The 10,923-nt window shown below is 75.1% G+C and carries 11 protein-coding genes; 4 read left to right on the top strand and 7 right to left on the bottom strand.

The window, feature by feature from the left end:
- Nucleotides 1-293 precede the first annotated feature (293 nt).
- Nucleotides 294-1,298, top strand: a complete 1,005-nt coding sequence (locus ABZ449_RS39665) for a helix-turn-helix domain-containing protein (RefSeq protein WP_360356335.1) — start codon at nucleotides 294-296, stop codon at nucleotides 1,296-1,298.
- A 45-nt stretch (nucleotides 1,299-1,343) separates the two neighbouring features.
- On the opposite strand, the gene ABZ449_RS39670 is transcribed toward ABZ449_RS39665, so the two are convergent.
- Complete coding sequence (locus tag ABZ449_RS39670) at nucleotides 1,344-1,691, bottom strand: peptidoglycan-binding domain-containing protein (RefSeq protein WP_360356338.1); 348 nt, start codon at nucleotides 1,689-1,691, stop codon at nucleotides 1,344-1,346.
- A 280-nt stretch (nucleotides 1,692-1,971) separates the two neighbouring features.
- On the opposite strand from ABZ449_RS39670, the gene ABZ449_RS39675 reads away from it, so the two are divergent.
- Nucleotides 1,972-2,496, top strand: a complete 525-nt coding sequence (locus ABZ449_RS39675; RefSeq protein ID WP_360356340.1) for a YrhB domain-containing protein — start codon at nucleotides 1,972-1,974, stop codon at nucleotides 2,494-2,496.
- Between the two features lie 4 nt (nucleotides 2,497-2,500).
- Here ABZ449_RS39675 and ABZ449_RS39680 read toward each other — a convergent pair whose 3' ends face one another.
- The 3 genes from ABZ449_RS39680 to ABZ449_RS39690 all read right to left on the bottom strand — a co-directional run bounded on the left by ABZ449_RS39680 (nucleotide 2,501) and on the right by ABZ449_RS39690 (nucleotide 3,905).
- Complete coding sequence (locus tag ABZ449_RS39680; protein WP_360356343.1) at nucleotides 2,501-3,100, bottom strand: methyltransferase domain-containing protein; 600 nt, start codon at nucleotides 3,098-3,100, stop codon at nucleotides 2,501-2,503.
- On the bottom strand, nucleotides 3,097-3,606 hold the full coding sequence (locus ABZ449_RS39685; RefSeq protein ID WP_360356345.1) for a hypothetical protein: 510 nt from the start codon (nucleotides 3,604-3,606) through the stop codon (nucleotides 3,097-3,099). The genes ABZ449_RS39680 and ABZ449_RS39685 overlap by 4 nt, the downstream gene beginning before the upstream one ends.
- Nucleotides 3,607-3,674: 68 nt before the next feature.
- Nucleotides 3,675-3,905, bottom strand: a complete 231-nt coding sequence (locus ABZ449_RS39690) for a hypothetical protein (protein WP_360356348.1) — start codon at nucleotides 3,903-3,905, stop codon at nucleotides 3,675-3,677.
- A gap of 126 nt (nucleotides 3,906-4,031) precedes the next feature.
- Here ABZ449_RS39690 and ABZ449_RS39695 point away from each other — a divergent pair, with 126 nt between their 5' ends.
- On the top strand, nucleotides 4,032-4,643 hold the full coding sequence (locus ABZ449_RS39695) for a hypothetical protein (protein WP_360356350.1): 612 nt from the start codon (nucleotides 4,032-4,034) through the stop codon (nucleotides 4,641-4,643).
- Here ABZ449_RS39695 and ABZ449_RS39700 read toward each other — a convergent pair.
- The 3 genes from ABZ449_RS39700 to ABZ449_RS39710 all read right to left on the bottom strand — a co-directional run bounded on the left by ABZ449_RS39700 (nucleotide 4,634) and on the right by ABZ449_RS39710 (nucleotide 9,627).
- On the bottom strand, nucleotides 4,634-6,853 hold the full coding sequence (locus ABZ449_RS39700) for an acyltransferase family protein (RefSeq protein ID WP_360356353.1): 2,220 nt from the start codon (nucleotides 6,851-6,853) through the stop codon (nucleotides 4,634-4,636). The genes ABZ449_RS39695 and ABZ449_RS39700 overlap by 10 nt on opposite strands.
- Nucleotides 6,854-7,050: 197 nt before the next feature.
- Nucleotides 7,051-8,790: a cellulose synthase catalytic subunit gene (locus ABZ449_RS39705; RefSeq protein WP_360356355.1), complete on the bottom strand. Its 1,740-nt coding sequence runs from the start codon at nucleotides 8,788-8,790 to the stop codon at nucleotides 7,051-7,053.
- A 267-nt stretch (nucleotides 8,791-9,057) separates the two neighbouring features.
- Nucleotides 9,058-9,627 (bottom strand): GNAT family N-acetyltransferase, encoded by a 570-nt coding sequence (locus ABZ449_RS39710; protein WP_360356358.1) that lies wholly within the window; start codon nucleotides 9,625-9,627, stop codon nucleotides 9,058-9,060.
- Between the two features lie 336 nt (nucleotides 9,628-9,963).
- On the opposite strand from ABZ449_RS39710, the gene ABZ449_RS39715 reads away from it, so the two are divergent.
- Nucleotides 9,964-10,851, top strand: coding sequence for a lysozyme (locus ABZ449_RS39715; RefSeq protein WP_360356361.1), 888 nt, complete (start codon nucleotides 9,964-9,966; stop codon nucleotides 10,849-10,851).
- Nucleotides 10,852-10,923 lie beyond the last annotated feature (72 nt).

Genomic DNA, 10,923 nt, shown 5'->3' on the forward strand with positions numbered 1-10,923 from the left:
GGCGGCCCCCCCCGCCGGGCCGCGCCGGGCTGCGCCGCCCGGTGCGGGGGCCGGGGGTGGCCGGCGGGCCCCCCCCCCCGCGCGCCACGAGGCCCGGCAGTCAGTGAGGGGGCCACCGAGGCGGACCGGGCCGCCGTGCCGAACACCGCAAGCCACCAGCCACCAGCCACCCGACGGTTGGCCGCCGGGGCCGCCGGGGCCGCCGGGGCCGCCGCCAGGAGACCACCCGGGGCATCCCCGGGCATCATGGAGACGAGATGATGGCGCGTCAGTTCCGTACCGGAGGAGGCAGGATGGCGTTCCGTTTCCACTTCACCAGCGCGGACCTCGCGCGCACCAGGGTGGCGGGGTCGATGGCGTCGATGGTGGAGCTGAACGTGGCGGTGCGCGTCCTGCAGGACCGCAACCACGAGGTGCGCTTCGGGGCCTGGCGGCGGACGGTGCGCGGGAGGCTGGGCCCGCAGGCCCGGATGGTCCTCGACCTGGTGCCGATGCACGGGGTGTCCCCCGGCTTCCTGAGTCCACCCGGCAGCCGGAGCGTCGCGGAGCTGCTGGAGGGTGTCGCCGCCACGCCGGCCGGACGCATCCGCGCGGACCTCGCCGGCGCGGCGGCCACCCGCCCGCTGCCCGGCTGGGCCCGTACCCTCGGTGAGGACCGCGACCTGCTGGGCCGCCTGGTGGAGGCCCTCGGCCACGTCCACGACGTCCTGCTCGCCCCGTACACGGCGGCCGCCGAGGACGTGCTGGCCGCCGACCGCGCGGCCCGTGGCCGCGACCTGCTGCACGGCGGTGTGGAGCGGCTCTTCGAGCAGCTGCTGCCGGCCCGGATCCGCTGGCGGGCACCGGTGCTGCACGTCGACCTGGCCTCCGGGCTGGACCGGGACATCCACCTCGACGGGCGGGGGCTGCTGCTGGTCCCCTCCGTCTTCGTCACGGGCGCGCCCGTCGTGATCTACGACACCGGACCGCAGCCGATGCTGGTCTATCCCGCCCACCAGCCCGCAGGGGCGGGCCTGTCGGCGGCACCGCCGGCCGACGCGACACCGCTGGGGGCGCCGCCGGCGCTGGCCGCACTGCTGGGCCGCACCCGCGCCGCCGTCCTGCGAACCATCGCGCAGCGGGACGGCTGCACGACCCGTGACCTCGCCACCGCCCTCCACATCTCCGCGGCGAGCGCGAGCGAGCACGCGACGGTGCTGCGAGCGGCCGGGCTGATCGCCACCCTGCGGGACCGGAACACGGCGATCCACACCCCCACCGCGGCCGGCCTGACGCTGCTGGCCGCCGGTACGGGCTGAGGCCCGGCCCCGTGCGGGCGGGGCCGGGCCTCACATCACGGCAGGTCAGCAGGCGTAGCTGGACGAAGCGGTCCACTTGTCGAGCTGCGCCCAGGTGTTGGGGCCGACCAGGCCGTCCTTCGCCAGGCCGACGCAGCCCTGGAACTTCTTCACGTCCGCCAGGGTGCCGTCGCCGAAGATGCCGTCGCGGGTGAGGTTGCTGCTCCTCACCGAGTAGTAGAGCTCGCACTGGAGCTGCTTGACGGCCGTCGACTGGTCGCCGTACGACAGGAACGGCTCGCTGCTGGTGTAGTTGCACCGGCTGGACGCCTGCGCCGAGGCGGCGGGCGCGGCGGCCACGCCGATCGAGAGCGCGAAGGCGGCGACACCGAGCGCAGCGGTGATCTTCTTCATGAGGCCATCCCCTTCCAGGGGCTCGTCAGGAAACCGGGGGCACGACGCGGCACCCGGCGGTTGCCGGCCCGGCGCGGGACCGGGCGGACGCCGGACGGTGCAGCGGCCGGGGGCCATCCCCCGCGTCTTTGACCGCTGCTCTCTCCCGCCGGCACAGCCATCGTGCCGACGGCCCCGCCCCGGTGTCGCCCTCGTTCGGCCTCACCCGAATCACGGGCAATCCCGGCCTCCGCCGCACACCGTGCGAAATCCGCTTGCCGGGCTGTGGAGAATCAGGGGCGTGGCCGTCACCAGAGAGCAAGCAGTCGCGACCGTCGAGTCACTGCTCGCCGAAATGCCCTGGCGTGAGCACGAGTTGGCCATCCTCGGTGTCGTGGAGCACGCCCCCGGGTGGATCGTCGCCTGGAACACCGCCGAGTACGCCCGCACCGGCGACTCGCGTCACCTGCTCGTGGGCGGCGGGCCCTACCTGGTGGACCGGCACGACGGGAGCGTCCACCACATCCCCGCCACCACGTTCAGGTCCCACGACCGGGTGGCCCTCTACCTCCGGCAGGTCAAGGGCATCCGGCCGCTCGACCCGTTGGCGGCGGAGGTGCGCGCCCTCGCACGGGCCGACGGGGCCGTCGCCGCGATGGCCCACCTGCGCCGACGGGCGCGGCGGCTGAGCCTCCCGCAGGCCAAGGCGTACCTGCTGGCCGTACGGGACGGGGCAGAGCCGCCCGAGGCGCTGGCGGACCTCACCGAGGAGAAGGACCCCTGCCCGCCGCTACCGATCCGGACCGTACGGCCGGGGCACGGCTGAGCGCCTACCGCTCGAAGAGCAGCATCGTCCAGTGGACACCGTCCCGGCCGTGCAGGTCGGCGCGGGTGGCGCGGTGGAGGAGGCGCAGGCCGTGGTCGGCGGCGAGGGCGACGGTGGGCTCGGGCGGAAGGTCGAACATCCGCCGGCCGGCCGGGACGGGGCCGTGCCGGATGGTGAGCGCGAGGCGGCCGGCGGGGGCGAGGAGGCGGGTCAGGGCGGCCAGCGCCGACGGGTGCTCGGCGGGGGCGAGGTGCATCCAGACGGCGGTGAGCAGGACGAGGTCGTAGCGCTCGCCCTCGGCGACGAGCAGCGGCAGGTCCGGCAGCGCGTCGGCGACCCAGCGCACGCCCGAGCCGGCGTGCAACCGCTCGCCGACGGCGCGGAGTTCGGGGGTCGGCTCGGCCGCGACCACGCGGTGGCCGAGGGCGGCCAGGGCGGCGGCGTCACGGCCGGTGCCGGCGCCGATGTCGAGGACGGAGGCGGGCGGGGCCGGGTACCGGTGGTACAGCTCGCGGTGCACCTCGGCGAAGCTCACGCTCTCGTACTGGACGGCGAGTTGCTCCGCCGCCTCACCGTACCCGGCCGTCCCCGCGGGTGTGGTCACTCCGCCTCCCGGACGACCACCGCGTCCCCGGCCGCGGCCGCCGCCGCGAAGAAGTCCCGCAGCTCGCGCAGGTCGTGGACGACGAGTTGCGCCCAGGCCTCGGACCACGGCGTCGGGTACCCGAGGTGCGCGGCCGTACGGGCGAGCACGCTGTTCTGCTGGCGGACGAGTTCGCCGAGCGCCGAGTCGCGCAGGAAGGCGGAGGCCGCCGCGACCTGCGCGGGGCGCAGCACCGGCATGCCGCCGTCCGACGGCGTGCCGTCAGCCTGGTGGCGTCCTCCGCCGTAGACGGGCAGTCGGGCGGCCGGGTCGGGATGCAGGCCGTTCTCGGTGAGGGCGAGCTCCATCAGGACGGCGGTGCGCCGCACGCCGAGGGCGAGGCCGGCGGCGGCCAGCCGGTCGTACCGGACGTCGAGGCCGCGTGGCACGAGTTCGCCGAGTTCCTCCGGCGAGCAGTTGTCCACGGCCCGGCCCGGCAGTCGGCGCCAGAAGTGATCCACACTCACCCGCTCAGCGTAGCGAAGTCAGACGGTGGCCACTGCGGCGCCGGTCCGGTTCGGGCCTCCAGGGCCTCTCAGGCCTCGCCCGGGTGCCAGGCGGGCCATTCCCAGGCGCGGTCGACCCAGTGGACCCGCTGGGGGTCGCGCGGGTCGAGGTCGGGGAAGAGCTGGTGGACGCGCGGCTCGAACTCCTCCGGCCCGAGCGGCTCCCAGCCGTGGCCCTCGAAGTGGACCAGGCGGTAGCGGCTGTCGGTCCGGAACTCGGCCACCTCGACCAGGGGTTTGGACGTGCTGTTGGTCTCCATGCCCCCCAGCATGTGGCGCGGTGGCAATCAACGCCCGTCCAGACCCCTCTTCCGGGTCATGTCCCGGCGTCGGCGCGCTCGTTGAGCACGGAAAGGTTCGAGGGGGGCCGCTGGAAGGACGAGCACATGACTGGGCAGCCCACCGGAGGGCAATGGCAGTGGCCGCAGAACGCTTGGCAGCCGCCGCCGGTCCCGACGAATCCGCTACCGCCGTGGCCCGCCGCCACACCGCCGCCGAGGCGGCTGTCACGCAAGGCCTGGACGGCCGCGATGGTCGGGACGGGCGCCGTGCTGGCCTCCGTCCTGGTGATGTGCGGGCCGGGGCCGGGCGACGACGTCAGCGTGGCCGCGCTGCCGGACGCCTCGCCCTCCGCCTCGGACCCGGCGGCGCGGCTGCTGCCGGTCTCCCCGTCACCGGCCACGCCGGCGCCGTCCCCGCTGCCGCCGCCCACCCCGGGCACGGCGGTCCTGGTGGGCGGGCCGGACGCGGCGGCGGCCGCGCCCAGTGCCGGGGCCGGCGCGACGGCCGACGCCGCGCACGCCTCGGCGAGCGCTCACCCCAAGCCGGCGCGCGGCTCGCACGCTCCGGCTCCGGCCCACGGCCCGTCGGCGGCGCCCACCCCGGCGGGTGCCGGGGCGGGCGGCGGGCGGAGCACCATCTGCGACCAGGCCGAGCGGGCGGGCCACTGGCCGGCCGGGTCGGAGTCGGCCCGGCTCTGCCGCAGCATCTACGGCTGAATCCACGGCTGCGCCGAGGGCGGCCCGGGAGCCACGGACGCGGCCGGACCGGCCGCACCGGCCCCCGGGGCTCCCGCCGCCGCCAGCAGTCCCTTGTCCAGCCGGGGCGCCAGCACCCGCGCCAGGGTGTCGGTGATGTGCCCGGTGTCCCGGTACAGCACCACGCCCTCCAACACCGCCGGGCAGGAGGGCCCGGTGCCGGGGCAGAGCAGTGGGCCGAGGTCGAGGGTCCGCACCCCGTAGCGGGCGGCGAGCCCGCCGTCCAGCACGGGATCGGGCTCGAAGGCGGTGTCGCGCGGGAAGGAGCAGGCGTCCGAGCGGCCGTCGGAGGCGGCCAGGCAGGTCGGGATGTCCTTGCCGGGCATGGGGGTGTCGCCGAGGTAGGCGAGCGGGGCGCCGAGCGCGGTGAGCCGGTCCAGGGTGCGGGTCCACCCCTCGGTGCGCTCCTCCTGGCTGCCGTACCGGTTGAGCCCGGCCATCAGGACCAGGCGCGGCTTGGGGCCGGAGGTCAGCCGGGTGAGGGTGTTCTCGCGCCAGCGGTCGCACTCCTCGAAGGTCCGGCCGAGCACGTTGTTGCGCACGGTGAGGGTGGCCAGCGGGCAGCCGGGCTTGACCAGGACCTCCAGGGCCCAGTGCCGCTGTTCGGCCAGGGCGAGGCCGGCGGAGATCCACTGCCCGGCGTGGGAGTCGCCGAGCAGCACGATCCGGTCCGGGCTGTCCTCGGCGCCGAAGAGGCAACGCGGGCTGCTGTCGGCGTTGAGCGGGATCTCGCAGCCCTTGCCGGGCGGGAAGTCCTCCCGGGCCCGGGCCAGCGAGGGGGTCAGGGCGAGCACCCGGGTGCCGGGGGCGAGCAGGCTCGGGCCGTCGGCGGCTCCGGCGGGGGCCGCCGCGGGCCCGGCGGAGGGGTCGCCGAGGGCGCGCACGGTACCGCCGCCGAGGGTGAGCGCGGCGATCAGCGGGATGACCAGGGCGCTGGCGCCGACCGCGAGCCCGCGCCGGGGGGCCGGGCTGCTGCCGTACCGCAGCGGTTGCTCGACCAGCCGCAGGGTGAGCCAGGCGGGCAGCGCACTGGCGGCGGTGAGAACGAGCAGGGTGGTCCAGGGCAGGGTGCCGTAGCGGGCCTGGGCGATGGTCAGCACCGGCCAGTGCCACAGGTACCAGGCGTAGGAGAGCCGTCCGGCGGCGCGCAGCGGGCGGGTGGCGAGCAGTCGTCCGGCGGAGGTGGCGCCGGGGGTGCCGTGCCCGGCGAGCAGGACGGCGGCGGTGCCGAGGACGGGCAGCAGCGCGGCGGTGCCGGGGAAGGGGGTGCTGCGGTCGTACAGGAACACCGGCGCGACGACGGCCGCCAGGCCCAGCCAGCCGAGCACCCGCAGTGACCACGCGACCGGGGCCCGCCCGCCGCGGGCGGCCAGGGTCGGGCCCACCAGCGCGACGCAGGCGCCGGCCGCGAACTCCCAGAGCCGGCTGCCGGTGGAGAAGTAGGCGAGCGGCGCGGAGGTGGCCGTCCAGCGCAGGCAGAGCGCGAGCGAGACGCCGCCGACGGCCACCGTGGCGAGGGTGATCGCCAGGGTGCGGCGGCGCCCGTGCAGGAAGCGGGCGAGGCCGAGCAGCAGCACGCCCCAGAGGAGGTAGAACTGGTTCTCCACCCCCAGCGACCAGAAGTGCTGCAGCGGGCTGGGGTCGCGTTCGGCGGCCAGGTAGTCGGTCTGTTCGCCGACGAAGCGCCAGTTGGCGAACTGGCCGGCGGAGGCGATCAGGTCGTGGGCGAGGTCGGTGCCGCGCAGCGGGTCGAGCAGGGCGCCGCCGGCGACGGCGGTGGCGACCAGCACGGTGGCGGCGGCGGGCAGGATGCGCCGGGCGCGGCGGGCGGCGAAGTCCCACAGGCCGAGCGGGCGGCCGACGAGCAGGCCGGTGATCAGGAAGCCGGAGACGACGAAGAAGACGTCGACGCCGACGAAGCCGCCGGTGAGGCCCGGGACGGCGGAGTGGAAGGCGAGGACGGAGAGCACGGCGACGCCGCGCAGCCCCTCGATGTCGGGGCGGAAGGCGGTGCGTCGGCGGGCCTGCCCGGTCTCGGCGACGGCGGCGCGCCGCGGAGCGGCGGGCTTCCGGTCGACCACGACGACGCCGGGCAGTAGGTCGGTGGGTATGGCGGACGGCTCCGAGGACGGTGCGGAGGACGGCTCTGAGGACGGTGCGGCCGTTGACACGGCGGTGCTCCTTGCAGGGCTGGCAGCGGTTGTCGGGCCCGCCGGGCCGATGGGGCGGCCGGGCGGTGTCCGCGCCGGTGGGGCGACGCGCAAGGAAGAGCGGGAAGAGCGGAAGAGCAGGGAGAGCAGGGAGATCGGGAAGCTCGGGAAGCTCGGGAACGGCAACAGTCAGGCGTTGCCAGCGAACTGACGGCGGATCAGAAGATCAGCGGATCGGCCCAGCCGGAGGCCAGCAGCCCGCACAGCAGCAGAACGGCGGTGACGGCGACGGCCTCGGCCCGCCCGAACCCGAGGTCGGAGCGGCCCGGTGCGGGCGCGGCGACCTCGCCGACGGCGGTTCCCTTGCCGCCACCGGCCCCGTTCAGCAGCGGCCACAGTTCCCGGATCAGCGGGATCATGGTGTACGCGGTGAGTGCGAGCAGCCCGGCGAGCGCCCAGTACGGCTGCCAGCCGTGCAGCAGCGCGGCCCGGACCAGTCCGGCGGCGCCCGCGAGGACGACGAGCCCGAGCCAGCCGACCCCGATCCGGGCGACGGCGCGGGCGAGTGAACTGCCGCCGGACACGGCGCCGGTGGGCACCCAGTCGGCGGAGCGGCGGCGCAGCGCGTGCGCGATGGCGACCACGTGGCAGAGCCCGCCGAGGAGTTGGACCCTGGTGACCTCGAAGCGCCAGCGGGTGCGGGACATCGCGGGCAGCAGCACCAGGGCGACCCAGATCGGCGGCAGGAACGGCAGCACCTGCCAGGGCTGGATCTCCTCGGGCCGGAAGAACAGCATGATCAGGGCGGGCAGCGGCACGGCGAAGACGTTCACCGCGCTGGTGACGTAGCCGAGGATGCCGTTCCAGAAGCAGAGCCGGGCGGATCGGGAGAGCGGGCCCCTGCGGAAGTCCGGGTCGCGGACGAGGGCGAGGGAGCCGAGGCACCAGCGGTACTGCTGGCTGATGAAGGCGGGCAGGCCGGTGGGCGACATGCCCTTGGCGACCAGCGCGGGGACGTAGCGGGTGGCCCATCCGGCGCGGGCGAGGGCGAGGCCGGTGTAGAGGTCCTCGCTGTGGTCGATCTCGGCGAAGCCGCCGATCCGCCGGAGCGCGGCGCGGCGGTAGAGGGCGTTGGTGCCGCAGCAGACGGTGCCGTCCTGCGCGTCCCGGGAGGGCTGGATCCAGCGGTAGAAGATCTCCTGGGTGGCTCCCGCGGCGCGTTCGAGCCAGGACATGTCGGCGTCCGTGTCGAAGCACTGCGGGCTCTGCACGATGCCGACCTCGGGGTTGTCGAGGTAGGGCACCAGGTGGTGCAGGAAGTCGGGGCGGGGGCAGAAGTCGGCGTCCAGGACGGCGACGATCTCGCCGGTTCCCTCGGCCAGGCCGTGGTTGAGGTTGCCGGCCTTCTTGAACCGGCCCCGGTCGGGCCTGGCGTGGTACCGGAAGCCGTAGGACTCGGCGAGTCGGCGCACCTCGGGGCGGCCGGCGTCGTCGAGGACCAGGACGGTCAGCTCACCGGGCCAGCGGACGGCCGCGGTGTACCGGTAGGCGTTGTCGAGGACGGCCAGCGGTTCGCCGCAGGTCGGCAGCAGCAGGTCGACGCTCGGGGCGCGGTCGGGGTTCCAGGCGCGCAGCAGCAGGTCGTGGGAGTCCCGGGTGAAGCGCCGGGCGCGTTGGCCGTCGGTGAGCGAGAGCAGCCAGGTGGCCGCGTTGAGGACGGTGAGCACCAGGAAGGGCCAGAGCAGCGGCTTGCTGAGGGCGAACAGGCCGAGCGTGGCGGTGGCTCCCGCGTAGGAGAGGGTGGCGCAGAGCAGCACCCAGCGGCGCTGCGGGCCGAAGTACCAGTAGAGCTCCTCGTCGTCGGGCGGAGCGGGCAGGCGGTGGTCGTCCTGGTCCGCGGGTGTCCGGCGCGGACCGGTGTCGGGTGCGGGCATGGCGGTGCCATGGAGTACGGGCATGCGGAAATGGCCCCCTGGGCAGCGGACGGAGCGTGGCCGTTCGCGCCCAGCTTCTCACATTGGCCTAGACCAATAATGAACGAGGTATGACATCTCCGCATCGCCCCAGCTCAGCGAGTTGACAGCCCGTCACCTGCGGAAACCCGGTCCAGCGGAACTGAACCGAACCCCGAGGGCGGGCCGTTCCAGGGGGCCGTCGACTCCCCTGGCGGCCACCGTTCCGGCACGGCTACAGCCGTCGACTTCCGTACACGGAGCTCCACTCCCTCAGGAATCCGCCTTCAAGTCCTTGACGAGGTGGGCGAACCGCAGGTCCGGCCGGAGCGGGATGCCGAAGCGCTCGTCGCCGTACGGGAAGGGGCTGAAATCCCCGGTGCGCCGGAAGCCGCGCCGCTCGTACCAGGCGATCAGCTCGGCGCGCTGCTCGATCACCGTCATCTCCATCGCGCCGACGCCCCACCGCTCGACGGCCAGCCGCTCCGCCTCGGCCAGCACGGCCCGGCCGATCCCGCCGCCCTGGAGCCCCGGGCGCACCGAGAACATGCCGAAGTACGCCCTCTCGCCCTGCCGTTCCAGCTGGCAGCAGGCGAGCAGTTCGCCGTCCCGCTCGGCGAGCAGCACCAGGCCCTCGGAGTGGCCCACGGCCTCCGCGACGGCCTCCGGGTTGGTGCGCCGGCCGTCCAGCAGGTCCGCCTCGGTGGTCCACCCGGCCCGGCTGGAGTCGCCCCGGTAGGCGGATTCGACCAGGGCGACCAGCGCCGGGACGTCGGCGGGCGTGGCGGGACGGAACACGGGCTCCCCGTCGGGCCGGGCGGAGTCGGTGGCGGTCTCGGTCATGGCTGGTCCTCTCCTCACGTGCGGGGCCGCCCGTGGTGGCCGGCCCGCGGGCATCGTGCCACAGCACCCCGAACGCACCCGGACCCACCCCGAGGCCGCCCCGAGCCGGCTCCGCCCCCTCTCCCGGAGCGCCGTTCCGCGGCCGGACGCACCGGCAGGACCGGCAACCCCGTTGCCGGTCCTGGCGCTCCGGCACATCTGATGTGCGTTCACTATGTGAAAAAAGATGCCTGGCGGCGTCGCCAGGTGCATGGCTACTCTGCGGTACGGCCGGTCAGGCCCCGGCCGTACCGGGTCATTTCGACCTTCCCCACGCTCGGACCAGAGGAGTGCCCCATGCCCCGCTCTTCCCGCTCCGCCCGTCCCACCGGCACCGACAGACCGGCCGTCCGCCGCCTGCCCGCGCTGGCCGCCCTCGCCGCCGCGACCGCCCTGGTCGCCGGCGTGGCCGCCCCCGCGTACGCGGCCGAACCCGCCCCCGTCGCCCCCGTCGTCGAAGGCCACCCCGGCTTCCACCCCGAGCAGGACTTCGCGGGCTCCACCGTCGCCGCCCGCGAGGGCCGCGGCCCCGCCGCCCCGTTCGCCTCCCTCGCCGCCACCCAGACCCCGGGGCTGGACGTCTCCGGCTACCAGGGCAACGTCAACTGGTCCTCGGTCGCCGCCAACGGCGCCAAGTTCGCCTACGTCAAGGCCACCGAGGGCACCGGCTACACCAACCCGTACTTCGCCCAGCAGTACAACGGCTCCTACAACGCCGGCCTGATCCGCGGCGCCTACCACTTCGCGCTGCCGAACGTCTCCTCCGGCGCCACCCAGGCCAACTACTTCGTCAGCCACGGCGGTGGCTGGTCCGCCGACGGCAAGACCCTGCCGCCCGCGCTGGACATCGAGTACAACCCCTACGGCGCCACCTGCTACGGCCTCAGCCAGAGCGCCATGGTCAGCTGGATCCGCGACTTCAGCAACACCGTGCACTCCCGCACCGGCCGCTACCCCACCATCTACACCACCACCAACTGGTGGACCCAGTGCACCGGCAACAACGGCGACTTCGGCACCACCAACCCGCTCTGGATAGCCCGCTACTCCACGTCCGTCGGCACCCTGCCGAACGGCTGGAGCTACCAGACCTTCTGGCAGTTCGCCGACTCCGGCACCTTCCCCGGTGACCAGAACTACTTCAACGGCGCGGCCGACCGCCTCCGCGCCCTCGCCCTGGGCTGACGCATCCGCGCCGGGGGGGGGGGCGCCCCCGCGCCCCCCCCCCCCGGGGGGGGGGGGGCCGGGGGCGGGGTG

Source organism: Kitasatospora sp. NPDC005856, assembly GCF_040629945.1.
Lineage (GTDB): Bacteria > Actinomycetota > Actinomycetes > Streptomycetales > Streptomycetaceae > Kitasatospora.